The organism is Achromobacter sp. GbtcB20 (genome assembly GCF_019091095.1).
Classification (GTDB): domain Bacteria; phylum Pseudomonadota; class Gammaproteobacteria; order Burkholderiales; family Burkholderiaceae_B; genus Achromobacter; species Achromobacter mucicolens.
This window is the reverse complement of record NZ_JAGXJZ010000016.1, coordinates 120,266-144,772: the sequence shown is the minus strand read 5'-3', so window position 1 is coordinate 144,772 and position 24,507 is coordinate 120,266. Positions and strand designations below refer to the sequence as shown.

Below are 24,507 nucleotides of genomic sequence, written 5' to 3'. Positions count from 1 at the left end.
GCTAGGCTATAAAACCCCAGCCCAGGTCGAGGCCAATGTGTCCTAACCAAACTGTCCGAGAAATCCGGGTTAGCTCAGTCAGACACCGAAGCGATGCCGACGATGTGCCTCAAGGGTGTCAGACACCCGAGCAGAAGAGTGTCAGACACGGGCAGATGTTCGAGCAGATATCCGATCTCGAACCGGCCCCGCAAGCGCGAAGCGTCATCCGCGAACGCAAGACACCGCGTAAGCGCCCGGAGGCCGCCCGCGCGGCCAATCGGGCGCGGGCCCCGCAAGAAGCTCCAAACCCGTGCAAGTGCGGGCAAGAACCTTAAGAACCCCACCCACCCCAGCGACCGCCAAGTTCAAACCACCGGAGCCCGGCGTGGCGTCGGCCTGGGGTGCGCGGGGCGTGTAGATGCGCCCGACGGAATCCGAAGGCAGCCGCCGCAGGCGGCAACGAGGATGAGGATGGGGCAGTCCGGAGCGAAGGCTCCGGACCGCAATCGTAGCCCCGCGCGCCCCAGGCCGACGCCGCGCCGGGCGTCAAAAGAACTCAACCCTTTCCAGGCACAGCAGCAATAGCCCCGAGATACTCCCCCTCCAACTGCGCCACCAACTCCGCCACAGCCAACACCTCCTGCACAGCCCCCACGCCCTGCCCAGCACTCCAGACATCCTTCCAAGCCTTCGGCCGCGAGCTCTTGTCCATGTTCGCCGGCGGGGCCACGCCATTGCTGGCCAACACAACAGGATCCAACCCCGCCGCCAGAATGCTCTCAGACAAATAATTAGCCGGCACCCCCGAGAAGTACGGCGTGTAGGTCACATCAGCCGCCTGCGCCGCCATCACCATTTCCCGGTAAGCATCTCCTGCCAACGACTCCTGCGTCGCAATGAACCGCGTCCCCATGTACGCAAAATCGCACCCCAGCACCTGCGCAGCCAGAATGTCCTTTCCGTGACTGATGCACCCCGACAGCGCCAACGGCCCGTCGTAAAACGCCCGGATCTCGTTCACCAGCGCGATCGGATTGATCTGCCCCGCATGTCCGCCCGCGCCCGCGGCAACCAGGATCAGCCCATCGGCCCCCGCATCCAGCGCCCGCTTCGCATGCCGCACGTTCGTCACGTCGTGAAAGACGATGCCGCCATAGGCATGCGCCACCTTCACCACCGCCTCCGGCGCGTGCAGCGACGTGATCAGCAGCGGCACCCGGCGTTCCGCGCAGATCGCAAGGTCTCCCTGCCAGCGCGGATTGCTCGGATGCACGATCAGATTCACCCCATACGGCGCCACCTTCTCGGACGGCGCGGCAAGCCGCCGCGCCGCCAGCCCGTCCTCGATCCGCGTGATCCACGCGTGCAACTGCTCTTGCGGCCGCGCGTTCAGCGACGGGAACGTCCCGATGATCCCCGCCGCGCACTGCGCGACCACCAGTTGCGGCCCCGAGACCAGAAACATCGGGGCGCCGATCACAGGCAGGCGGATCTGGTCGCGCAGGGCGGACGGGGGATTCATCGTGTTGCTCCGGGGGAGGTCAGTTGGCCTGGATGTTGGCGGTCTGGATCACGTCCGACCACAACGCGTACTCGCGGTCGATACGTTCCTGCAGGGCTTGGGAATCGCCTGTGTTGATCGAATAGCCGCCTTCGGTCATCGCCTGGCGGAAGGCGGGATCTTTCGACACCTCGGCCAGGGCGCGGGTCAGACGCGCGGTGACGGCATCGGGCAGCTTCTTCGGACCGACCAGCGCATACCAGCCCACCACCTCGTAGTCCTTCATGCCCGCCTCCCTCATCGTCGGCACGTCGGGCAATTCGGGATTGCGCGTCTTGGACGTCACCGCCAGCGCCCGCGCCTTGCCGCTCTTGATGAACGGAATGGCCGTGCTGGTGATGTCGAACATGAACGTCACCTTGCCGCTCACCACGTCCATCATCGCCGGCGAATTGCCGCGATACGGCACGTGCAGCATCGACGCCTGCGCCTGCTTCTTGAGCAGCTCGGCCGACAGGTGATTCGAGGCGCCGATCCCCGCCGACCCGAACGACACCGCGTCCGGATGCTCGCGCGCGTAGGTCACCAGTTCGCCCACGTTCTTGGCTGGAATCTGCGGGCCGATCAGCAGCACGTTGGCATAATCGACCACCAGGCCGATCAGCGAGAAATCCTTGCGCGGATCGAACAGCGTGCTGCGCTGGACCAGCGGCGACATCGTCAGCGTGGGGCTGGCGGCAAAGCCCAGCATGTAGCCGTCCGGCGTCGCCTTGGCGGTGGCGTCGGACGCGATCATGCCGCTGGCGCCCGCGCGGTTCTCCACCACCACCGCCTGCCCCAGCTTGTCTCCCAGGTATTTGGCGAAGACGCGGGCCGTCGTGTCGACCGGACCGCCCGGCGCGTAGCCCACGAGCAGGCGGATGGGACGGTCCGGATACGTTTGTGCCGTCGCGGTCTGGGCGCCGGCCAGCGCAGCCACGGCGGCGGCCGCGGCAATAAGGGTCTTGATGTTCACGCTCTTGTCTCCTTGTGCATGGGTGGCCGGTCGTGGAGCGGAACGTCAGCCCGCGCCTACGCCAGCCTTTCTTTCAGCGGCTGCTTCAGGATCTTGCCGCTGACGGTGGTGGGAATCGTCTCGATGGGAATGATCTGTGCCGGCCGCTTGTACGGCGCAAGCTGGGCGCGCAGGTGCAGCATCAGCAGATTCGTGTCGATCGTCGCGCCGGGCAGGGGCTCGACAAACGCGATGACTTCTTCGTTGTGATCGGCGGTGTCGCGGCCTACCACGGCGGACAGGCGCACGCCGGGAAACGCATTGATCACCGACTCGACCTCGATCGGGTAGACGTTGAACCCCGAGCGGATGATGAGGTCCTTTGACCGGCCCGCGATGAACAATGCGCCGCTCGCGTCCAGGTAGCCGATGTCGCCCGTATTGAGCCAGCCGCCCGGCAGCAGCGCCTGCGCCGTCTGGTCCGGGTTGCGGTAATAGCCCAGCATCACGCCCGGGCCGCGGATCAGCAGGTCGCCGCGCGAGCCGGGCTCCGGGAACACATCCGGGCTGCCGATGCGCAGCTCGACGCCTTCCACCGCATGACCCGCCGAGCAGTCGTCGCGCGGCGCGTCGATGTCGGTGATGAACATCGAACCCGCATATTCGGTGATGCCGTAGCCGTGGTGCATCGGCACGCCGAAGTAGCGTTCCGCGTCGCGCTTTTGCGTCGGGTCGAGCGCGGCGCCGCCGGTGTAGAGGTAGCGCAGGGCCGGCGCACGCAGTTCCGCGCGGGGCGGCGCCGCAGCCATCAGGCGGCTGAACATCGTCGGCACGCCCTGCAGGATGCTGACGCCGGGATGCGCCAGCGCCTTGAACACGTCTTGCGGGTCGAAGCGGCTGCGCAGCACCAGGCTGGCGCCCGCGTGCAGCGTGGCCATCAGCACGGTCGCGATGCCGAAGATGTGCGACATGGGCAGCGCGGCATAGCCGATATCGTGCGGCGTCAGGCGCCGCGAAGCCGCCGACACCCGCGCGAAATGCACGAGGCCCCGGTGCGGCACCATCACGCCCTTGGGCGCGCCCGTGGTGCCGGACGTGTAGATCACCGTGGCCACCTCGCCGGCCAGATCGCCCGTCTCGGCCTGGGTGGGAGAGGGCGCGCGCGCGGCAGCGATGCCCGGCCCCCAGACGGCAGCGTCGGCATCGGAAGCGCCCGCCGCTGCGGCGTGCGCGGCAGCCGCCGTCGACACGCCGCTGGTGTACAGCACCAATTCGGGCTGCGCATGGTGGCGGATGTTCTCGACCTCGCGCGCCGACAGTCGCGCATTCACGCCCACCGGCCATGCGCCTGCCACGCCGCAGCCAAACAGCGTGGCGATCATCGCCGTGCAGTTCTCGCCCACCATCATCACGCGGTGGCCGGGCTGCACGCCTTGGCCGCGCAGCCAGTCGGCCGTATCCTGCACCCGCTGCCACAACTGCCCATAGGTCAGCGTGCCGCCGCCTTCCTCGTACAGACAGATGGCGTCGGGCTGCCGGCGCGCCTGCAGCGCCAGGACGTCGTGGATGCGGGTGATCGATTCAGCGTGAGACATGGGTTGATACGTGGGGATCAAAGGGTTGCCTGGGTGCCCAGGATGGCGGTCGATTGGCTGGACAGCGTACCGCCATTGCCATGCACCAGCGCAAGCTGCGCATCCGCGACCTGCCGTTCGCCGCATTCCCCGCGAAGCTGGCGCACCGCCTCGATCATGATGAAGACGCCGTACATGCCCGGATGCACGCAGCACAGGCCGCCGCCATTGGTGTTGACGGGCAGCCTGCCGCCGGGCGCGATGGCCCCGTCCGCGATGAAGTCGCGGCTTTCCCCCTTGGCGCAAAAGCCCAGGTCTTCCAGGAACAGCAACGTGTTGATGGTGAAGGCGTCGTAGAGTTCCACGACGTCGATGTCGCGCGGCGCGACGCCCGCCATCGCGTAGGCGCGGCGTCCGGATTCGGCGGCGGCCGTGACGGTCAGGTCTTCCATGGAGGAAATCTGCCGGTTCCACACCGCCGTCGCGTTGCCCAGCACGTACACGGGCGGGCGCGGCAGGTCGCGCGCGCGGTCGGCGCGCACCAGCACGTAGGCGCCGGCCCCGTCAGTGACCAGGCAGCAGTCGCGCACGCTCAGCGGATCGGACACCATGCGCGCGGACAGGATCTGATCCAGCGTCGCCGGTTCGCGCAATTGCGCTTCGGGGTTCAGCTGCGCCCACTGGTTGGCCGCCAGCGCCACGCGCGCCAGGTCTTCGCGCCGGGTGCCGTACTGATGCATGTGCCGCGCCGCCGCCAGCGCATACGAGGACAGCGGACTGAGCGGATCGTAGGGCGTTTCATACGGTTGCGGGTCGAACTGCTTGCGCACGCGTCCGATCTCGGCGCGGCTCAGCGTGGACGTGCGCTGCGTGCTGCCGTAGCAGACCAGCACCGCGTTGCATTGGCCCGAGGCCAGCGCGTGCAGCGCCGGCATCAGATGCGCCACGAAGCTGGACCCGCCCAGCATGGTGCTGTCGATGAACGTGGGCCGGATGCCCAGGTGTTCGATCACCGGCATGGCCCACATCGGGGCCGCGACGCTGGCGGTGCACAGGCCATCGATGTCGCGCATCGTCAGGCCCGCGTCCGCGACGGCGCGCTGCGCCGCCTGGACCAGGATTTCCATTTCGGTAAAGCCAGCGGCCTGTCCCAGGCCGGCGTGGCCTACCCCGGCCACCGCGACGGCGCCGCGCAATTCGTTCAGCGTCATGGCGCCTCCTTGTTGGGCACGAAAACCACCAGTCCGCGCCCGTCCTGCTGGATCACTTGCGCGCGAACGCCCATGCCGATGCGAACTGCGTCCGGCGCCACGCCGTCGACGCGGCTCATGAGCCTGACGCCTTCCTGCAGGTCGATCAGCGCCACGTTGTAGTCGCCGCCCGCGTCGGGCTTGCGCCGCACGACGGTGGTGGAATAGACGGTGCCGCGTCCGTCGGGCGTGACCCAGCCAAGTTTGTCCGCGCCGCAGTGCGGGCAGATCATGCGGGGATAGAACACGGCGCGGTCGCAGCCGGCGCAATGCTGGATGAGGAAGCGGCCGTCGTCGAGCGCCTGGCGGTACTGCGCCTCGACGCCTTGCGACACGCCATCCGTCTGATCGGGAGCAGTCATGGTGCGATGGGATTCCAGTGGATCGGGTGAAACGGAACAGGCCCTAGTGTCCGCACTGCCACCCGCTTCGGCCATTCTTCATTGCTGAAGCAGGACTTTTGCCAATCCGTAGTGGGCGGCGCGCCCTACACGCAGCGCGAAGCCCGTCTTCGGAAGAGGCAGATTGTCCGGCCGTGCGCGCCGTGGCTAGATACCGGGCAAAGGAGGTGGACCATGAACCTGACCTGGACGCCGCAAGAGCGCCAATTCCGCGAGAGCGTGCGCGCCTTCGCCGCCGACAAACTGCCCGAGGACATCCGCGCCAAGGTGCTGCGGCACCAGCGGCTGGAACGCGACGACTACGTGCGCTGGCACAACGTCCTGGCCGACCAGGGTTGGGGCGCGCCGAACTGGCCGGTCGAACACGGCGGCACGGGCTGGAACGCCTTGCAGCGCCTGATCTTCGAAGTGGAATGCTTCAAGGCGGGGGCGCCACGGCTGCTGCCGTTCGGCCTGTCGATGATCGGCCCCGTGCTGATGAAGTACGGCAGCGCGCAGCAGCAGGCCCGCTTCTTGCCCCGCATGATCCGCGTGGAGGACTGGTGGTGCCAGGGCTATTCCGAGCCCGGTTCGGGGTCGGACCTGGCGTCGCTCAAGACGCGCGCCGTGCGCGATGGCGACGAATACGTCGTCAATGGCCAGAAGACCTGGACCACGCTTGCCCAATACGCCGACTGGATGTTCTGCCTGGTGCGCACCGACCCCGAGGCGCGCGCGCAACGCGGCATCTCCATGCTGCTTATCGACATGCGTTCGCCGGGCGTCACGGTGCGGCCGATTCGCACGCTGGACGGCGGTCACGACGTCAACGAGGTCTGGCTGGAAAACGTGCGCGTGCCGGCCGCCAATCTCGTCGGCGAGGAGAACCAGGGCTGGACCTACGCCAAGTACCTGCTGGGCCACGAGCGCACGGGCATCGCGGGCCTGGGCCACTGCCACCGCGAACTGGGCATCCTGAAGGACATGGCGGCGCGCGCGCAAACGCGCGGCAAGCCGCTCTTGCAGGACAGCCGCATGCGCGACCGCATCTCGCGCATCGAAGTCGACATCATGGCGCTGGAGATGCTGCTGCTGCGCGTGGCCGCCAGCAACGACGGCACGCCGGGCCCGGAGGCCTCGGTGCTGAAGATCCGCGGCTCGGAGATCCAGCAGGACCTGGCCATGCTGCAGATGGAGGTCGCGGGGCCGGACGCGTGGCCGTACGACCCGGACTGGATGGAGGCCGGCAATGCGTTTCATGGCCCGGGTCCGGAGATGGCCGCGGCCGCGGGCGCCGGTTACGCGGATATGCGCAAGACCTCGATCTACGGCGGCACGACCGAAGTGCAGAAGGGCATCATCGCCCGCCTGGTGCTGGGCGTGTAGGCCCGCCGCGCAACCTCGACAGGAACACGACGCATGGATTTCATCTACACCGAAGAACAGCGCATGCTGGCCGACAGCCTGCGCCGCCTGGGGGACCAGGCATGGACCTTTCCGCAGCGGCGGGCCCGGCAGGCTAGCGGCAAGCTGGACCGGCAGGCGTGGCAGGCGCTGGCCGAACTGGGCGTGCTGGGCCTGAACATCTCGCAAGATCACGGCGGCTTCGGCGAAGTGCCCGCCAGCCTGCTGCCGGTGCACGTCGAACTGGGGCGGGGGCTCGTGTCCGAGCCGGTCATTCCGAGCGCGGTGATGGGCGCGGCGCTGGCCGACGCCTGCGGCGAGACGGCGCGCGGGCGCTGGCTGCCGGCCATTGCGTCGGGCGAGGCCATCGTCAGCGTGGCGTGGCAGGAGCCCGGCCGCCGTTACGCCGCCGGCCCGCAGGACTGCCGCGTTGCCCGCACCCCTGAAGGCTGGCGGGTGGACGGGGCCAAGCATCTGGTGTGGCACGGCGCGGCCGCCGATGCGTGGTTCGTCAGTGCAAAGGGCGAGGACGGCCAGACGGTCCTGCTGGCGGTGCCCGCCGATGCCGCCGGCGTGCGTGTGACGGATACGCCCACGTTGGACGGCGCGCGCTGCGCGCGGCTGGACCTGGACGCGGTGCCGGTTCCCGCGCAGGCATTGCTGGCAGAAGGCGAGGCGGCCGACCACGCGCTGGCGCAGGCCTTGCAGTGGGGCACCGCCGCGCTGTGCGCGCACGCGGCAGGGGCGATGGAGCGCCTGCTGCAAATCACGGTCGATTACCTGAAGACCCGCAAGCAGTTCGGCCAGCCGCTGGCGTCGTTTCAGGCCTTGCAGCACCGGCTGGCCGAAATGCTGGTGGCCAAGGAGCTTGCGCTGTCGATGGCCTATGTGGCCGTCGCAGCGCTGACGGAATCCGACGCCGCGCAGCGGCGCCGCATGATCGCATCGGCCAAGCTCGAGGCCGCCCGCGCCGGGCGCCTGGTCGCGCAGCTGGCCGTGCAGTTGCACGGGGGCATGGGCATGACGGACGAACTGGAGGTGGGCGACTACTTCAAGCGGCTGACCGTGGTCGATCAACTGATGGGCGATACCGCCGAGCAACTGGCCGTTCTGGAGGAATCGGCATGAGCGCGCACGCACCGGCCTTCACGCAGATCCTGTTCACGCTGGATCGCGGCGTTGGCGTCATCACGCTGAACCGGCCCGAGCGCATGAACAGCTTCACCGAGGTAATGCACGGCGAGCTGTCGCGCGCGCTGGACCTGCTGGAAGGGCACGCGGGCCTGCGCGGGCTCGTGATCACCGGGGCCGGCCGCGGATTCTGCGCCGGGCAGGATCTGGGTGAACGCAAGCCCGCCGAGGACGGCTCGCGCCGGGACCTGAGCGTCATGCTGGACAAGTGCTACCGGCCGCTCATCAACCGCCTGCGCGCCTTGCCCGTGCCGGTGGTGTGCGTCATGAACGGCGTGGCGGCCGGCGCGGGCGCAAGCCTGGTGCTGGCCTGCGACGTGGTGTTCGCGGTGGAATCGGCGCGCTTCGTGCAGGCGTTCAGCAAGATCGGCCTCTTGCCCGACGCGGGCGGAACCTGGTTCCTGCCGCGCCTTGTGGGATCGGCGCGCGCGATGGGGGCCGCGCTCTTCGGCGAACCGGTGTCGGCGGCGCAGGCGGAATCCTGGGGACTGATCTGGCGCGTCGTGCCGGACGCGGCGCTGGCGGACACGATCGGGCAGGTGACGGACACGCTGGCCGCCGGCCCCACGCGCGCCTACGCGGCCACCAAGGCGGCGCTGCAGGCGTCCAGCGGCAACACGCTGGCGCAGCAGTTCGATCTGGAATGCGGGCTGCAGCGCGAACTGGGGTACACCGACGACTACCTCGAAGGCATGCGCGCGTTCGCGGAGAAGCGGCCGCCGGCGTTCATGGGCAAATGAGGCGCGGCGAAAAAAGGCGCCTCGGAAAAAAGGCGCCCCGGAAAAGCAGTCGCGCTGGATTCAGGCTTGTCGCGGCGTCTGGATCTGATCGATGAGTTCGCGCGCGCAGCCGGGCAGGGCGTCGATGTCGCGCACCAGCAGCTTGCGCTCGCGCACCACCCAGGGTTCGTCCAGTTCGACGACTTGCAGCTTGGTCTCCGACCCGTAACGGCGCGCGGCCGAGTCGGGAATGACGCCGATGCCCACGCCCGCCTGCACCATGCGGCAGATCGAGTCGAAGCTGTAGAGCTGGATGCGCTGCGGCAGGCGCTGGCCGATGCGCTCGAGCTGGTCGCGCAGAAAAGCCACCAGCGTGGAGCCTTCGTGCATGGTGATGAACGGGTAGCGCACGGCGTCCGCCAGTTTGACCTTGTCCTGATCCTGCAGCGGATGGCCGTTGGGCACGACCAGCACGAGGCGGTCGGTGCTGAAGTGGATGGTCTGCAATTCCGGCGCATCCACCGGGCCCGCGACGATGCCCAGGTCGGTGGTGCCGTCCAGCACGCCGCGCACGATGTCGCGGGTCAGGCGTTCCTGCAGGTCCACCGTGACGCCGGGGTGGCCCGACAGGAATTGCGCCAGGATGTCCGGCATGAATTCGGTGACGGCGGTGGTGTTGGCGAAGATGCGGATGTGGCCCGCGTCGCCGTCGGACTGTTCCTGGAAATCGTGCTTCAGGTGGTCCACCTGCCGCATGATGACGCGCGCGTGCTGCAAGAGTTTCTGCCCGGCAGGCGTGATCTCGACACCGCGGCTGTCGCGGTAGAGCAGGCGGGAATTGAGCTGGTTTTCCAGCGCCTTGATCCGCACGCTGACCGCGGCCAGGGACAGATGCGCCCGCTTGGCCGCCTGCGTCAGGCTGGGGGATTCGGCGATGTGGATGAACAGTCGGAGGTCGGCAAGGTCGAAGTGCATGGTCCATATATTACGGCGTGGCGCCGGGGGGCTGCCATTCGGGATAGGGATCGATTTGCGACGGCTAGCCAGGGCGTGGATGGCCGATTCAGGCGCAGCAAACCCCGCCTTGAGGAAAAACGAATTCACAGCCCAGACGGCTTGCGGGCATGCTTCAGTCTGTAAAAACACCACCAGAGGAGCTAGGCATGACATCTACAGATCCGGCCGCATGGATCGGCAGCGGCGAGCGCAAGGCGGACGCCATGGATCCCGGCCACGCCGCGCGTATCGCCGCCACCTTGGGCGGACCGGTGCCGGCCCAGGGAGACGACCTGCCGCCGCTGTGGCAATGGGCGTTCTTCATTGCCACGGTAGGCATGGATGGATTGGGGACGGATGGGCATCCCTCGCGCGGCGGGTTCCTGCCGCCCGCGCAGGACCGCAACCGCATGTGGGCCGGCGGCCGGGTCGAATTCCGCCAGCCGCTCAAGGTAGGCGTGCCGGCCGAGCGCGTCTCCACCGTGGCCGAGGTCAAGGAGAAGGCGGGCCGCACCGGGGCATTGCTGTTCGTGACCGTTCGCCACGAATACCGGCAGTCTGGCGAGGTTGCGATTCTGGAAGAGCAGGACATCGTGTACCGCCAGCCCTCGCCGCCCAAGCTGACGGGCAGCGAACCCGCGCCGCAGGCCGAATGGCGCGACACGGTCAATCCCACGTCCGTACTGCTGTTTCGCTATTCAGCGGTCACGTTCAATGGCCACCGCATCCATTACGACCACCCCTACGTCACCGGCGTCGAAGGCTATCCCGGCCTCGTCGTGCACGGTCCGCTCATCGCCACCGAGATGGTTGCCGCGTTTGTCCGCGCCCATCCCAAGGCCCGTCTCACGCACCTGGCCTACCGCGGCTTGCGCCCGTTGATTTCCCCCACGCCTTTCCAGGTTGCCGGCCGCCTGTCCAAGCCGGGCGTCGCCCAGCTCTGGGCCGAGCAGGACGGCACGCTCGCCCACCAAGCCGAATTGAGGTTCACCGAATGAACATGCAGGCCTCCCGCCCGCTGGACGGCATCACCGTCGTCAGCCTGGAACACGCCATCGCCGCGCCTTTCTGCACCCGCCAGTTGGCGGACATGGGCGCGCGCGTCATCAAGATTGAACGTCCGGGCACGGGCGACTTCGCCCGCGGCTACGACGAGCGCGTGCGCGGGCTGTCCTCGCACTTCGTCTGGACCAACCGCTCCAAGGAGAGCCTGACGCTGGACCTGAAGCGCGACGAAGCGGCCGGGATCATGGACCGCCTGCTGGAATCGGCCGATGTGCTGGTGCAGAACCTGGCGCCCGGCGCCGCCGCGCGTCTGGGACTGTCCTTCGAGGCGCTGCACGCGAAGCATCCGCGCCTGATCGTCTGCGACATCTCGGGCTACGGCGAAGGCGGCCCCTACCAGGACAAGAAGGCCTATGACCTGCTGATCCAGAGCGAAAGCGGCTTCCTGTCGGTCACCGGCACGAAGGACGATCCGGTCAAGGCGGGGTGTTCCATCGCGGACATCGCTGCTGGCATGTACGCGTATTCGGCCATCCTGAACGCGCTGCTGCTGCGCCAGCGCACCGGCGTGGGCAGCCGCCTGGACGTCTCCATGCTCGAAAGCATGGTCGAGTGGATGGGCTTTCCCATGTATTACGCCTTCGACGGCGCGGCGCCGCCCGTGCGCGCCGGCGCGGCCCACGCGTCCATCTATCCGTACGGGCCGTTCCCGGTGGGCGGCGGGTCGACCATCATGCTGGGCCTGCAAAACGAACGCGAATGGCGCGTCTTCTGCGCTCAGGTGCTGCGCCAGGCCGATCTGGCCGAAGACCCGCGCTTCATTTCCAACTCGCTGCGCACCGCCAACCGCGACGCCCTGCGCGCGCTCATCGTGGCGGCGTTTGCGGACCTGTCCATCGAGCAGGTGACGCAGCGCCTGGAAGACGCGCAGATCGCCAATGCCCGCGTCAACGACATGGCGGGCGTGTGGGCGCATCCGCAATTGCAGGCGCGCCAGCGCTGGAGCGAGGTCGACAGCCCGGCCGGCGTGCTGCCGGCGCTGCTGCCGCCCGCCAGCAGCAACGCGTTCGCGCCGCGCATGGGCGCGGTGCCTGCGGTGGGCCAAAACACCGATGCGGTGCTAGCATCTCTGGGATACGCGCCGGATCAGGTGGCGCAGTTCCATGCCTCGGAGGTCGTGTGACACATCCCGTCGTTCGTAGCGCCCTGTTTGTGCCGGCCTCGCGGCCCGAGCGCATCCCCAAAGCGCTGGCCGCCGGTGCGGACGCCGTCATCGTGGACCTGGAAGACGCCGTGGAACACCTGGCCAAGGCGTCGGCCCGCGAAGCCCTGTGCGACTTCCTGGGCATGCATCGCGAGGCCCGCCTCTGGGTTCGCATCAACGACGCCTCCACCTCCTGGCACGACGATGATCTGAAGGCCTGCCGCGGCAAGGCCGGCGTGGCGGGCATTTTGCTGCCCAAGGCCGAAAGCATGATGCAGGTGCGGCACGCGGCGCAGGCCGGCTGTCCGGTGATCCCCATCCTTGAAACTGCGCAGGGCATTCTCAATGCGGGCGAGATCGCCGCGACCCCCGGCGTCGTGCGGCTGGCGTTCGGCAGCCTGGACTACGGCCTGGATCTGGGCCTGACGCCCGACACGCCGGGCGCCGCGACGGTGCTGGACCACGCGCGGGTGCAGGTGCTGCTCCACACGCGCGCGGCGGGTCTGGCGCCTGCGCTGGACGGCGTTTTTCCCGGCGTGCAGGATCAGGCGGGCCTGGCGGCCGCCGCGGGCCGCGCGCAGCAGATGGGGTTCGGCGGGATGCTGTGCATCCATCCCACGCAGGTTCCGGTCATTCACGCCGCGTTCGTGCCGGCGCAGCAGGAACTGGACTGGGCGCGGCGCGTTGTCGCCGCGCACCGCGACACGGCCGCGGGCACGTTCATGCTGGATGGCAAGATGGTCGACGCGCCCGTCATCGCACGGGCGCGTCTGGTGCTGGCGCAGGCGGGCGAGTCCGCGCGCGGCTGATTCTCGCGCCGGCGCCTCGTCCAGACCACACCGAGGCGCCCCGCGCGCAACTGACAGGGCGGGCCCATGGGCGAGGCGCTTTTTATCGGACATACCTACATCGACGTAACCGTGCTGGCCGACGAATGGCCCACGGGCGACCAGAAAAGCGTGGCGCGCGATTACGCGGTGTCTTTCGGCGGCAATGCGGTCACGGCGGCCTTTGCCTGCGCGCGGCTGGGATTGCCGCCCGATCTGATCTGTTCCCTGGCGCCCGACTGGCTGGGGCACATGTACACGGACATGGCCGCCGCGCATGGCGTCACGCTGCACGCGCGGCACGTGCGGCGGTCGTCGCTGTCGTTCATCATGCCCAACAACGGCAAGCGCGCCATCCTGCGCGCCCGCGATGCCGACTACCTGAACGACTTTCCCCGCCTGGACATCGCCGGCTATCGCGCGCTGCATCTGGACGGCCATCAGCCCGATGCCGCGCTGCATTACGCAAGGGCGTGCCGCCAGGCCGGCGTGCTGACGTCACTGGACGGAGGCGGCGTGCGCGAGAACACCGACGAACTGCTGCGTTACATCGATGTGGCCGTGTGCGCCGAGCGCATGTGCGAACAACTGAACCTGCCGCCCGAGGGCCTGCTGGACCTGCTCAAGGCGCGCGGCTGCCGCATCGGCGCGGTGACGATGGGCGAGCGCGGGATGCTCTGGTACGACGAAACGGGTCGCGTCGACACGCTGCCTTCGCTGGATGTGCCCGCCTCGCGGATCATCGACACTTCGGGGGCTGGCGACGTGTTTCACGGCGCCTACGTGTGGTCCTACCTGACGCGGCCGGACCAGCCCTGGATCGAGCACTTCACGTTCGCGCGCGCGGCCTCGGCGCACAAGATCCAGCATCTGGGTAATGAGGCGGGGCTGCCGGACGTGGAAGACGTCGAGCGCGCCATGATGGCCTTCACGCCCAAGGGCTGACGCGCGGCAGGCGGCGCGCCCCGATGGGCGTGATCAGCCCGCGAGCCGTTCGATGGGCTGGTCGTGGATCGCGCCGATCCACGCATCCATCGGTTTGCCGTGCACCGACAGGTCAGGCGCCAGGTCGCGCAGCGGCAGCAGGACGAAGGCGCGCAGATGCAGACGGGGATGGGGCAGGATCAGCCGTTCGTGATCAAGCTGTGCATCGCCGTGCAGCAGCAGATCCAGATCGAGCGTGCGAGGGGCATTGCGGTAGGGACGCAGGCGGCCGTGTTCGTGCTCCAGCGCCTGCAGGACATCCAATAGCGCCAGCGGCGCAAGGACGGTATCCAGGGCGGCCACCGCATTGATGAAGTCGGGGCCGGTGGCGTCGACCGGCGCGCTGCGGTAGAACGGCGAGGCCGTCACCCCGGCGATGCCGGGCGTGGCCTCGAGCTGCGCCAGGACCTGGCGCAGGGTGGCCGCGCTGTCGCCCAGATTGGCGCCCAGGCCCACGTAGGCGCGGACAGGCGGCTGCGGCACCGCGGTTACTCGCCGGCGGGCGCGCTGCGCGGCCCGCTGCGGCGCGGACGGCGGCGCCGGCGCGCGGGCGCGGCGGCGTCGCTGGCTTCGCGCGGCTGGCGCGACACTTCTTCGATCATGTCGGCACGGGTGGCGTCGTCGGCATTGGCCAGATCCATCCACCACTGCGCCAGCACGCTGTCGAACTCGCCGGCGGCGGCGCGCAGCTGCAGGAAGTCGCAGGCGGCGCGGAAACGCGGCTGCTCGATCATGCGGTAGATGGTCTTGCCCATGCGCCGCTCGAAACGCGGCTGCATGAACCAGATCTCGCGCATGTCGGACGAGAAGCGGCGCTGGATGGCGAGCTTCTCGGTCTGTTCGTCCAGCACGGAGTCCGCGGCCGACGACAGGGCCGGAATGGTGTGCTCGCCCTGCGCGCGCAACTGCTTCCAGCGCACTTCGACCTGCTGCCACAGCAGCGCGGCAAACAGGAAGCTGGGGCTGATGGTCTTGCCGGCGCGTACGCGCGCATCGGTGCGTTCCAGCGCCAGTTCCACGAAGTGTTCGCCGCCGGGTTGTTCAAGCACCACGTCCAGCAGCGGCAGCAGGCCGTTGTGCAGGCCATCGGCGCGCAGCTGGCGCAGGCAGTCCATTGCATGGCCGCAAGTCAGCAGCTTGAGCATCTCGTCGAACAGGCGCGAGGCCGGCACGTTCTCGATGAGGTCGGCCATGGTGCTGATGGGCTCGCGCGTGGCCGGATCGATCGTGCCGTTCAGCTTGGCGGCAAAGCGCACCGCGCGCAGCATGCGGACCGGATCTTCGCGGTAGCGCTTGACGGGATCGCCGATGATGCGGATCTGGCGCTTCTTCAGGTCGGCCACGCCATTGTGGTAGTCGATGACTTCCTCGTTGTGCGGGTCGTAGTACAGCGCATTCATGGTGAAGTCGCGGCGTTTGGCGTCTTCTTCCTGGGATCCGAACACGTTGTCGCGCAGGATGCGGCCGTGTTCGTCGGTTTCCTGGTCTTCCGAGGCGGGGGCGCGGAAGGTGGAGGTCTCGATGATTTCCTGGCCGAACACCACATGCACAAGCTGAAAGCGCCGGCCGATGATGCGTGCGCGGCGGAACAGCGGACGGATCTGTTCGGGCGTGGCGTTGGTGGCCACGTCGAAGTCCTTGGGCTCGAGCCCGACGATCAGGTCGCGCACCGCGCCGCCGACGATATAGGCTTCGTAGCCATGCTGGCGCAGCACCTCGCACACCTTGATGGCGTGGCGCGACACGTTGCGGCGGTCGATGCCGTGTTTGTCGCGCCCGATGCGCAACGGCCCCCTGGGTGTCGGCGCGAATAGCCGGCCGACGAATTTTTTTATGGTTTCAGTGATCATTTAGGACTTCGAATCTTCCATGTGGTCGAACAGGTCGATCACTTGCCAGCCGCGTTCCTGCGCAATGGCACGCAGGGCGGGGCTGGGGTTGGCGGCAATCGGACGGGTCACTTTTTCGAGGAGCGGCACATCATTGACCGAATCGCTATAGAAAAACGATTCGGAGAAATCCGCAAGCCCCAAGCCCATGCTGCCCAGCCAGTCGTTCACGCGCACCACCTTGCCTTCCTTGAAGCTTGGCGTGCCCAGGATGCGGCCCGTGTAGCGGCCGCGCAGGTACTCGGCATCGGTCGCGACCAGATGGGGCACACCGAACGCGCGGGCGATCGGGGCGGTGACGAAACTGTTGGTGGCCGTGACGATGGCGCAGAGGTCCCCGGCTTCCAGGTGGCCGTCCACCAGGTCGCGCGCGGCGGGGGTGATGGACGGGCGGATGACTTCGCCCATGAAGGTTTCGTGCCAGACGGCCAGATCGTGAGGCGCGTGCGCGGCCAGCAGGCCGAGCATGAATTCGGCGGCCTGTTCGGCCGTGAGTTCGCCGCGGTTGTAGCGCTCCATCAGATCGTCATTCAGGCGGCGGGCCTCGACGGGATCGCCCGCGCGGCCCGTGCGCGCCAGATAGTCGGCCCATTGATAGTCGCTGTCGAGCGGCAGCAAGGTGTGATCAAGGTCGAACAGGGCAAGACGTCGGGTGGTCATGTGCGTTGTGAATCAGGATCTGCGAGCATGGCGCGCAGCAGGGGGAGGGTGATGGGACGGCCGGTGGCCAGCGAATAACGATCCAGCGCGTCGAGCAACGCCGCTAGCTTGCGGATGTCGCGCTCGTGGTGCGTGAGCATCCAGTTGATGATTTCGGGCGCCAGGTGCAGCCCGCGTTCGGCGGCCTGCGCCGACAGCGCGGCCAGCTTGTCGGCGTCGGACAGCGGATCCAGCCGGAACACCAGGTCCCAGCCCAGGCGCGTGCGCAGATCTTCGCGCAGCGGCATAGACAGCGGCGCGCGGTCGCCGGCCAGCGCAAGCGCAAAGGCCCGCTGCGTGGCGGCCGATTCGCGCCAGCGGTTGTACAGCGCAAACAGGGCGGCCTGGCGGCTGTCGTCCATGCGGTGCACGTCGTCGACGGCCACGAAGTGGGGCATGGGCGATTTGGAATCGGCTTCGGCCAGGCGGCGCAGCATGTTTTCGCCGTTGGCCGGGTCGATGTAGACGGCATCCGGGCGCGCGGTCAGGGCGCGCAGCAGATGGGTGCGGCCGCAGCCGGCGGCGCCCCAGATGTACAGGGCACGGCCGGGCTTGAGCGCACGCACGGCTGCCACCGCTTCTCCGTTGGGGCCGGCGATGTAGTTGTTCAGCGATGGCGCTGGCGCGGGGAGAACGTCGAGCAGCAGCTGGCGGTTCATGAGAGTTAGCAATCAGGCGTTTTCGGCGGCGCCGGAAGGTCCAGGCCGGGCCGCCGCAAAAAGCCAAGAAAAATCGGTGATACAAGGGCCATGTAGAAACTGGCAAAATCAATACCGGCCAACCCTACACTTTAAACCACCTGAGGCGATGGTGTCGCGTCCGAACGCTTGGCCTGGCGGGGGTTTGCGCCCTTTAGCGCCTGTCCGCGGCCGGGTCATCGTAAAATGCAGGGCGTTCCACCAAAATCCCAGCAATTGTTACATACCCCACGGCATTTCTCATGACGAACCAACCTAAAGCCCCCCTGACCTACCGCGACGCCGGTGTCGACATCGACGCAGGCGACGCCCTGGTCGACCGAATCAAACCCCTTGCCGCGCGCACGATGCGCCCCGGGGTGCTGGCCGGTATCGGCGGCTTTGGCGGCCTGTTCGAAGTGCCCAAGACCTACAAGGAGCCCGTGCTGGTGTCCGGCACGGACGGCGTGGGCACCAAGCTGCGCCTGGCCTTCGACTGGAACCGCCACGACACGGTGGGCATCGACCTGGTCGCCATGAGCGTCAACGACATCCTGGTGCAGGGCGCAGAACCCCTGTTCTTCCTGGATTACTTCGGTTGCGGCAAGTTGTCGGTGGACACGGCGGCGGCAGTGGTGGGCGGCATTGCCAAGGGCTGCGAATTGTCGGGTTGCGCGCTGATCGGCGGCGAGACCGCCGAAATGCCGGGCATGTACCCCGACGGCGAATACGACCTGGCCGGTTTCGCGGTGGGCGCGGTGGAAAAGTCCAAGATCATCGACGGCAAGTCCATCAAGGCGGGCGACGTGGTGCTGGGCCTGGCTTCCAGCGGCGCGCATTCGAACGGCTACTCGCTGCTGCGCAAGATCCTGGAACGCGCGGGCGCCAAGCCCGACGACGATTTCCACGGCCAGAAAATGGTTGACGTGGTCATGGCGCCGACCCGCATCTACGTGAAGCAGGTGCTGGCCGCCCTGGCCAAGCACGGCACCGACATCAAGGGCCTGGCCCACATCACCGGCGGCGGCCTGCTGGACAACGTGCCGCGCATCCTGCAGGACGGCCTGGCTGCCAAGCTGCACCGCGACGCCTGGGAAATGCCCAAGCTGTTCCAGTGGCTGCAAGCGCAGGGCGGCGTCGAGGACACCGAGATGTACCGCGTCTTCAACTGCGGCATCGGCATGGTGCTGGTGGTGGATCCGGCTCAGGCCGACGCCATTGCCGCCACGCTGCGCGAGCAGGGCGAGACCGTCAGCAAGCTGGGCGAGATCGTGCCCCAGGAAGCCGGCATGGCGCAGACCTTCGTGGTGTGACGCCGCGGCGATCGCGCTGCAATGAAGATGACCGCCGTGATGGCGGTCATTTTTTTTTGGCGCCGCGTGAGGGCGCCTGGGCGGCATTCAAAGGTGTCTGACACCCCGACGAGACCAACTTCATCCTGCGATGCCGTCTCAGGGGGTGTCAGACACCTTTGAATGCCGCCCGTCAGTCCGCCAGCGCCAGCGCCACGGCGTCGATCGTCTGCGCGACCGCGTCGGCGGCCAGGCAGTCGACGATGACGCGATCGGGCTGCGCGCGCAGCCAGGTGATCTGGCGCTTGGCCAGTTGCCGCGTCGCCGCGATGCCCTGTTCGCGGGCGGTGTCCAGGTCGATCTGGCCGTCCAGGTGCGCCCACATCTGGCGGTAGCCCACGCAGCGCACGGACGGCAGGCCCGGGTGCAGGTCGGCGCGGGCGTGCAGGCCGCGCACCTCGTCCAGCAGTCCCTGGCGCAGCATGGCGTCAAAGCGCTGCTCGATGCGGGCGTGCAGGGCGGCGCGGTCCGAGGGCTCCAGGCTGATCGTCACGTAGCGGTTGGCGTCATCGTCCGGCTTGCGCTGGGCACGTTGCAGCAGGGCCGACATCGGTTGGCCGGAAAGCTGGCAGATTTCGAGTGCGCGCTGGATGCGCTGGCTGTCGTTGGGCGCCAGGCGCGCGGCCGTGACGGGGTCCAGCTTCGCCAGCTCGGCGTGCAGCGCGGGCCAGCCCAGCCGGGCGGCGCGCGCTTCCAGTTCGGCGCGCAGCGCGGGATCGGCCTGCGGCAGATCGTCCAGGCCGTCGCGCAGCGCCTTGTAGTACATCATCGTGCCGCCCGCCAGCAGCGGGATGCGGCCGCGCGCGCGAATGTCGGCGATCAGGCGCAGCGCGTCGGCGCGGAATTCCGCGGCCGAATACGACTGCGCCGGGTCCAGGATGTCGAGCAGGTGCTGCGGAACGCGGGCCTGTTCTTCAAGAGAGGGCTTGGCGGTGCCGATATCCATGCCGCGGTAGATCGTGGCCGAGTCCACGTTGACGATCTCGAGCGGCCAGCGTTCGGCCAGGGCCAGCGTCGAGGCGCTCTTGCCGGCCGCGGTGGGGCCCGCCAGGCAGATGACCGGGGGCAAAACGGGGGAGAGGGATGCAGGCAAGCTATTGCCCACGCAGGAAGAGCTTGTCCAGGTCGGACATGGACCATTGCACCCAGGTGGGACGGCCGTGGTTGCACTGGTCGGCCCGTTCCGTGGATTCCATCTGGCGCAGCAGGCCGTTCATCTCTTCGAGGGTGAGCTTGCGGTTGGCGCGCACGGAGCCGTGGCAGGCCATGGTCGAGAGCAGTTCGTTGCGCTGTTCGGTCAACAGGCGCGAGACGCCCACCGCGCCCAGATCGCGCAACACGGCGCGGGCCAGGGTTTCGATGTCCCCGCGGGCCAGGATGGCAGGCACTGATCGGACCGCGATCGAGGTGGGGCCGGAAGGACGCATCTCAAAGCCCAGGTCGTTCAACTGTTCCTCGAATTCCTCGACCAGCGCCACGTCCTTTTCCTGGGCGTGGAACACCACGGGCACCAGCAGGTCCTGGCGCGGCAGGCTGCGCGCGTCCAGGGCCTGCTTGAGCTGTTCGTAGACCACGCGCTCGTGGGCGGCGTGCATGTCGACCAGCACCATGCCGCGACGGTTCTGCGCCAGGATGTACACGCCGTGCAACTGCGCCACCGCCATGCCCAGCGGGTGTTCTTCGTCGGCGGGCAGCGCGGCGGGCGCCGGTTCACGCAGGGGCGCCGCCCGGGCGGCGGTGTCGTCGGTCAGGGGGCGGTAGAGCGATTGCCAGTCGGCGGCGGGAATGCCAGCCGGTTCGGCGTGCAGGCGGAAGGGCACCTGGGTATGCGGGCGCTGCGAGGCGGGCGACGGGCGCAGGCCATAGGCGGCGCCGTTGCCCGAGCCGGGGTGCGCACCGGCATGCGCGCCGCCCGCTGTGCTGCCTGCCGTGCCGCCATTCATGCCTCCATAGCCCGGGCGCGGCGATTCCGACGGGGCCGGCATCGCAGGGCGGTAGGCGGGGGCGGCGGCGTCGGAGGAGGCGGCGTCGCCCGCCGGTCGCGCGACGGTTTCGAATCCGCCGTCATCGGCCTGTGCCGCAGGCGCCACGGCCGACGAGCCGCCGGTCTGCGCCAGCGTCTGGCTGACCGCGTGCGAAACAAAGCGGTGCACGGCCCCGCTGTCGCGGAAGCGCACCTCGTGCTTGGCCGGGTGGACGTTCACGTCCACGGCGGCCGGATCGATGTCCAGGAACAGCACATAAGCGGGCTGGCGGTCGCCGTGCAGCACGTCGGCGTAGGCCGCGCGCAGCGCGTGGCTGACGGTGCGGTCCCGCACGTAGCGGCCGTTGACGTAGAGGTACTGGCGGTCGGCGCGGGCGCGGGCGGCGGTCGGCCGGGTAATCATGCCGGCCAGGCTGACCGTGCCGACCGAATGCGACAGCAACAGCCCGTGCTCGGCGAATTCGGCGCCCAGCACGTCGCGGATGCGCTGCGGCGGTTCGGCCGGCAGCCACTGGCGCTGCGCGCGGTCGTGGTGGAACAGGCGGAAGGCAATCTGCGGATGCGCTAGCGCGATGCGCTCCATGGCGTCGACGCAATGGCCGAATTCGGTGGCTTCGGAGCGCAGGAACTTGCGGCGCGCGGGCACCGCGTCGAAGAGCTGGCGCACGTCGACGGTGGTGCCGGGCGGGCCGGAGGCGGGGCTGACCTGCATGCTGCCCGCGTCGATCTGCCAGGCATGGTCGCCGTCGCGGGTGCGCGAAATGATGGACACCTGGGCCACGGACGCAATCGAGGCCAGGGCTTCGCCGCGAAACCCCATGGATGCCACGGATTCCAGTTCGTTCAGCGAGCGGATCTTGCTGGTGGCGTGGCGGGCCAGCGCCAGGGGCAGTTCGTCGGGCGGGATACCGCCGCCGTCATCCGTCACCGCAATACGCCGGATGCCGCCGCCTTCGAGACGGACCTCGATGGCGCGCCCGCCTGCGTCGATCGCGTTTTCAAGGATTTCCTTGAGCACGGACGCGGGGCGCTCGATGACCTCGCCAGCGGCGATCTGGCTGATCAGCAGGTCAGGAAGCGCAAGGATGGAACGACGTTCGGTCATGTGGCCCAGATCTTATGTAGCAGTGCGGACGATTTTAGCGTCATGCTCCAGTGGGCTATAGTCGCTGACAAATTCACATCCGATATCAGGGCCGCTTCAATGCTCGAGTTTTTCAATATGGTGCTCCACATCGACCAGACGCTGGGTCTCTGGGTCGAGCAATACGGCGTGTGGGTGTACCTGGTGCTGTTTCTCATCGTCTTTGCCGAGACGGGACTGGTCGTGCTGCCTTTCCTGCCGGGCGACTCGCTCTTGTTCATCGCCGGCGCCTTTGGCGCCACGGGCCATATCGACCCCATCCTGATGTCGGTGCTGCTCATCGTGGCGGCCGTGACCGGCAACTCGCTGAACTACGCGATCGGCCGCTACATCGGGCCGCGGGTGTTCTCGATGAACCTGCGCTTCCTGGACCGCGGCGCGCTGATGCGCACGCATGCCTTCTATGAAAAGCACGGCGGCAAGACGATCGTCATGTCGCGCTTCATCCCGGTGGTGCGCACCTTTGCGCCCTTCGTGGCGGGCGTGGCCGAGATGTCGATGGCGCGCTTCCAGATGTTCAACATCATGGGCGCGCTGCTGTGGGTGATCAGCCTGGTCGCGGCGGGTTACTTCTTCGGCAACATCCCGATCATTCGCGATCACCTGAACACCATCGTCCTGGTGGGCCTGGCGGCGGCCGTCGTGCCGGTCGTGGGGGCCGGCCTGGTCAAGCTGGTGCGCGCACGCCGGGCGCACTAGGGCGGCGCGCGGCGCCCAAACAAAAAGGCTATGCGCCAACGGGTGCATAGCCTTTTTTTCATGGGCCCGGCCAAAGGGCCGGGATCGCGCGTAAAACCTAGCTCACGTCGCCCAGGCGCGCCAGCGGCGGGTTGGCGGTGAAGTAGCGCTGGATGCCGGTCATCATGGCCTGCGCCAGCTTGTCCTGGTGCCCTGCGCTGCGCAGCAGGGCTTCTTCCTGGGGATTGCTGATGAAGGCGGTCTCGACCAGCACCGACGGAATGTCCGGCGCCTTCAGCACGGCAAAGCCGGCCTGTTCGACGCTGTTCTTGTGCAGGCGGTTGATCTTCTTGATTTCGTCCAGGAAGGCGTTGCCCACCTTGAGCGAGTCGTTGATCTGGGCCGTGGTGGACAGGTCCAGCAGCACCTTGGCGACCTGGCGGTCGTGGCTGCCCAGGTTGACGCCGCCGATCAGGTCGGCCGCGTTTTCCTTGTCGGCCATCCACCGGGCCTGCGCGCTGGTGGCGCCGCGCTGGGACAGCGCGAAGACCGACGAGCCGTTGGCGGAGGGCTTGACCCAGGCGTCCGCATGGATGGAGATGAACAGGTCCGCATGCACACGGCGCGCCTTCTGCACGCGCACGTGCAGCGGCACGAAGTAATCGTCGTCCCGCGTCAGATAAGCACGCATGTACGGCTGGCTGTCGATCAGCGACTTCAGGCGCCGCGCAATGCGCAGCACCACGTCTTTTTCGCGCAGGCCGGATTTGCCGATGGCGCCCGGGTCTTCGCCGCCGTGGCCGGGGTCCAGCGCGATGGTCAGCATGCGCGGCTTGCCGCGGCTGGCGGTGGCGGGGGGCTTGGGCGGGGTCGGCAGGGCGGGCGCCGGCTGCTGGCCGCGCACGCGGGGCGGCTCCGGCGGATCCGCGCGGGTCACCGGGTTGCGCTGGATGTCTTCCAGGATGCGCGCCAGCGGATCGTCCACATCGGGACCGCTGGACTTGTTCAGGATCGCGATCAGCGGATCCTGGGCAATCTTGGGGTACAGGTCCAGCACCAGCCGGTACTGGTAGTCGGCAACGGGCTTGAGCGTGAACACCTGCGGCGCCACGGGCTGCTTCAGATCGAACACCAGCCGCACGACGTTCGGGCGGTTCTGCGCCACGCGCAGGCTCTGGATGTAGGGATCGTCGGGCCGGACCTTGGAGACCAGATCGTTCAAGGCCGCGCTGAGGGTCAGTCCCTCGATGTCGACCACCAGGCGGTGGGGATTTTCCAGCGTGAACTGTTCAGCCTTGAGTTCGCTGTCCAGTTCCAGCGTGACGCGGGTGTATTCGTCGGCAGGCCAAGTCCGTACGGCCAGGATCGTGGCGGCCTGCGCCAGCCGCGGCACGACCGGCAGGACGAGCAGCGTGGCGGCGACGCTGATCAGGCGTCGGCGGGTGGCGCCTGCCGAGGGGAGGGCGCCGTCAGGGGCGGGGGGACAATCGCGTTCAACCATGTTTGTCCTCGGGCGGTGTACGCGGTCAGGGTGGCGTCACGTCCGTCGCCTGCATAGGCAAGGCAGATCAGCAGGTCCGGTGGGGGCAAAAGGCCTTCTGCCCGCTCCGGCCATTCGATCAAAACGACCGCATCGTCACGCAGTAAATCCCGAAATCCTGCGTCCAACCATTCGCGCGAATCACTAAATCTATAAAAATCAAGGTGATAGAAGTATAAGTTAGAAAGTTTATAGGATTCAAGCAGGGCGTAGCTTGGACTCTTGATTCGGCCTGTGATGCCGCTTTCACGCAACAATGCCCTGGAGAAGGCCGTTTTTCCTGCGCCGAGATCACCTTGGAGATGAATACACGCGCCTGGCAGGCCGGTTTTGGCGCCCGTGACCATCGGCGCCAGCTGGCGTGCCAGCGCCTCGGTGGCGGCTTCGTCGGGCAGGTGCAAAGTCAGGGTGGCAAGGGGGGCGGACATGGCGCGGGGCGAGTGGTAAAAAACGAGGATCGGAGCACAGTTTGGAGCAATTATAGGAATGCGGGTTTCTGCTAACCTATAACTGATATTTATTCTCAATATGTC

23 protein-coding genes are annotated in these 24,507 nt (G+C 67.8%); 9 read left to right on the top strand and 14 right to left on the bottom strand.

Going from position 1 to position 24,507, the window contains the following annotated elements:
* Positions 1–538: 538 nt before the first annotated feature.
* Genes KVT32_RS20115 through KVT32_RS20095 form a run of 5 tightly spaced genes read right to left on the bottom strand, consistent with a single transcriptional unit; the run spans position 539 to position 5,663 of the window.
* The gene (locus tag KVT32_RS20115) at positions 539–1,504 is read right to left on the bottom strand and encodes a nitronate monooxygenase family protein (RefSeq protein WP_152383501.1); all 966 of its coding nucleotides are present in this window, start codon (positions 1,502–1,504) and stop codon (positions 539–541) included.
* Positions 1,505–1,523: 19 nt separating this feature from the next.
* Positions 1,524–2,498, bottom strand: a complete 975-nt coding sequence (locus tag KVT32_RS20110) for a tripartite tricarboxylate transporter substrate binding protein (RefSeq protein ID WP_152383502.1) — start codon at positions 2,496–2,498, stop codon at positions 1,524–1,526.
* Between the two features lie 56 nt (positions 2,499–2,554).
* Positions 2,555–4,072, bottom strand: a complete 1,518-nt coding sequence (locus KVT32_RS20105) for a class I adenylate-forming enzyme family protein (RefSeq protein WP_217618776.1) — start codon at positions 4,070–4,072, stop codon at positions 2,555–2,557.
* 17 nt (positions 4,073–4,089) lie between these two features.
* Entirely contained in the window at positions 4,090–5,262 is a 1,173-nt protein-coding gene (locus KVT32_RS20100; RefSeq protein WP_152383504.1) for a thiolase, read from the bottom strand.
* Positions 5,259–5,663, bottom strand: a complete 405-nt coding sequence (locus tag KVT32_RS20095; RefSeq protein ID WP_056320959.1) for a Zn-ribbon domain-containing OB-fold protein — start codon at positions 5,661–5,663, stop codon at positions 5,259–5,261. The genes KVT32_RS20100 and KVT32_RS20095 overlap by 4 nt, the downstream gene beginning before the upstream one ends.
* 213 nt (positions 5,664–5,876) lie before the next feature.
* Between KVT32_RS20095 and KVT32_RS20090 the strand changes: the two genes are divergently transcribed.
* The 3 genes from KVT32_RS20090 to paaG are packed head-to-tail and all read left to right on the top strand — an operon-like array spanning position 5,877 to position 9,016.
* A complete protein-coding gene (locus KVT32_RS20090; RefSeq protein ID WP_152383506.1) occupies positions 5,877–7,067 on the top strand; it encodes an acyl-CoA dehydrogenase family protein in 1,191 nt (396 codons plus the stop codon).
* Positions 7,068–7,100: 33 nt separating this feature from the next.
* On the top strand, positions 7,101–8,213 hold the full coding sequence (locus KVT32_RS20085) for an acyl-CoA dehydrogenase family protein (protein ID WP_217618775.1): 1,113 nt from the start codon (positions 7,101–7,103) through the stop codon (positions 8,211–8,213).
* A complete protein-coding gene (paaG, locus tag KVT32_RS20080) occupies positions 8,210–9,016 on the top strand; it encodes a 2-(1,2-epoxy-1,2-dihydrophenyl)acetyl-CoA isomerase PaaG (RefSeq protein ID WP_217618774.1) in 807 nt (268 codons plus the stop codon). Before KVT32_RS20085 ends, paaG begins: the two co-directional genes overlap by 4 nt.
* A 60-nt stretch (positions 9,017–9,076) precedes the next feature.
* On the opposite strand, the gene KVT32_RS20075 is transcribed toward paaG, so the two are convergent.
* On the bottom strand, positions 9,077–9,970 hold the full coding sequence (locus KVT32_RS20075; protein WP_056320969.1) for a LysR family transcriptional regulator: 894 nt from the start codon (positions 9,968–9,970) through the stop codon (positions 9,077–9,079).
* A gap of 188 nt (positions 9,971–10,158) precedes the next feature.
* On the opposite strand from KVT32_RS20075, the gene KVT32_RS20070 reads away from it, so the two are divergent.
* The 4 genes from KVT32_RS20070 to KVT32_RS20055 all read left to right on the top strand — a co-directional run bounded on the left by KVT32_RS20070 (position 10,159) and on the right by KVT32_RS20055 (position 13,972).
* Positions 10,159–10,989, top strand: a complete 831-nt coding sequence (locus KVT32_RS20070; RefSeq protein WP_217618773.1) for a MaoC family dehydratase N-terminal domain-containing protein — start codon at positions 10,159–10,161, stop codon at positions 10,987–10,989.
* Complete coding sequence (locus tag KVT32_RS20065) at positions 10,986–12,179, top strand: CaiB/BaiF CoA-transferase family protein (protein WP_082586256.1); 1,194 nt, start codon at positions 10,986–10,988, stop codon at positions 12,177–12,179. Before KVT32_RS20070 ends, KVT32_RS20065 begins: the two co-directional genes overlap by 4 nt.
* Positions 12,176–13,009 (top strand): CoA ester lyase, encoded by an 834-nt coding sequence (locus KVT32_RS20060; protein ID WP_217618772.1) that lies wholly within the window; start codon positions 12,176–12,178, stop codon positions 13,007–13,009. The genes KVT32_RS20065 and KVT32_RS20060 overlap by 4 nt, the downstream gene beginning before the upstream one ends.
* A gap of 66 nt (positions 13,010–13,075) precedes the next feature.
* On the top strand, positions 13,076–13,972 hold the full coding sequence (locus tag KVT32_RS20055) for a sugar kinase (protein ID WP_175156662.1): 897 nt from the start codon (positions 13,076–13,078) through the stop codon (positions 13,970–13,972).
* 33 nt (positions 13,973–14,005) lie between these two features.
* On the opposite strand, the gene KVT32_RS20050 is transcribed toward KVT32_RS20055, so the two are convergent.
* Genes KVT32_RS20050 through hda form a run of 4 tightly spaced genes read right to left on the bottom strand, consistent with a single transcriptional unit; the run spans position 14,006 to position 17,258 of the window.
* On the bottom strand, positions 14,006–14,494 hold the full coding sequence (locus tag KVT32_RS20050; protein WP_180098871.1) for a 2-amino-4-hydroxy-6-hydroxymethyldihydropteridine diphosphokinase: 489 nt from the start codon (positions 14,492–14,494) through the stop codon (positions 14,006–14,008).
* A 5-nt stretch (positions 14,495–14,499) separates the two neighbouring features.
* Positions 14,500–15,861 (bottom strand): polynucleotide adenylyltransferase PcnB, encoded by a 1,362-nt coding sequence (pcnB, locus tag KVT32_RS20045; protein ID WP_062840293.1) that lies wholly within the window; start codon positions 15,859–15,861, stop codon positions 14,500–14,502.
* Positions 15,862–16,560 (bottom strand): HAD family phosphatase, encoded by a 699-nt coding sequence (locus KVT32_RS20040; protein ID WP_128830006.1) that lies wholly within the window; start codon positions 16,558–16,560, stop codon positions 15,862–15,864. It abuts the gene before it with no gap.
* On the bottom strand, positions 16,557–17,258 hold the full coding sequence (gene hda / locus KVT32_RS20035; RefSeq protein WP_056320988.1) for a DnaA regulatory inactivator Hda: 702 nt from the start codon (positions 17,256–17,258) through the stop codon (positions 16,557–16,559). Before hda ends, KVT32_RS20040 begins: the two co-directional genes overlap by 4 nt.
* A 281-nt stretch (positions 17,259–17,539) precedes the next feature.
* Between hda and purM the strand changes: the two genes are divergently transcribed.
* On the top strand, positions 17,540–18,589 hold the full coding sequence (purM, locus tag KVT32_RS20030; RefSeq protein ID WP_062840295.1) for a phosphoribosylformylglycinamidine cyclo-ligase: 1,050 nt from the start codon (positions 17,540–17,542) through the stop codon (positions 18,587–18,589).
* 172 nt (positions 18,590–18,761) lie between these two features.
* On the opposite strand, the gene miaA is transcribed toward purM, so the two are convergent.
* On the bottom strand, positions 18,762–19,721 hold the full coding sequence (gene miaA / locus KVT32_RS20025) for a tRNA (adenosine(37)-N6)-dimethylallyltransferase MiaA (RefSeq protein ID WP_175156658.1): 960 nt from the start codon (positions 19,719–19,721) through the stop codon (positions 18,762–18,764).
* Position 19,722: 1 nt separating this feature from the next.
* Positions 19,723–21,717 carry a DNA mismatch repair endonuclease MutL gene (mutL, locus tag KVT32_RS20020; RefSeq protein WP_217618771.1) on the bottom strand — a complete coding sequence of 665 codons (1,995 nt, stop codon included), beginning with the start codon at positions 21,715–21,717 and terminating at the stop codon, positions 19,723–19,725.
* Between the two features lie 99 nt (positions 21,718–21,816).
* On the opposite strand from mutL, the gene KVT32_RS20015 reads away from it, so the two are divergent.
* Positions 21,817–22,455 carry a VTT domain-containing protein gene (locus KVT32_RS20015; RefSeq protein ID WP_128830008.1) on the top strand — a complete coding sequence of 213 codons (639 nt, stop codon included), beginning with the start codon at positions 21,817–21,819 and terminating at the stop codon, positions 22,453–22,455.
* A gap of 97 nt (positions 22,456–22,552) precedes the next feature.
* Here the strand turns inward: KVT32_RS20015 and KVT32_RS20010 are convergent, their stop codons facing one another.
* Positions 22,553–23,935 carry an N-acetylmuramoyl-L-alanine amidase gene (locus tag KVT32_RS20010; RefSeq protein WP_056320999.1) on the bottom strand — a complete coding sequence of 461 codons (1,383 nt, stop codon included), beginning with the start codon at positions 23,933–23,935 and terminating at the stop codon, positions 22,553–22,555.
* The gene (tsaE, locus tag KVT32_RS20005; RefSeq protein ID WP_081100995.1) at positions 23,863–24,402 is read right to left on the bottom strand and encodes a tRNA (adenosine(37)-N6)-threonylcarbamoyltransferase complex ATPase subunit type 1 TsaE; all 540 of its coding nucleotides are present in this window, start codon (positions 24,400–24,402) and stop codon (positions 23,863–23,865) included. Before tsaE ends, KVT32_RS20010 begins: the two co-directional genes overlap by 73 nt.
* Positions 24,403–24,507: the final 105 nt, after the last annotated feature.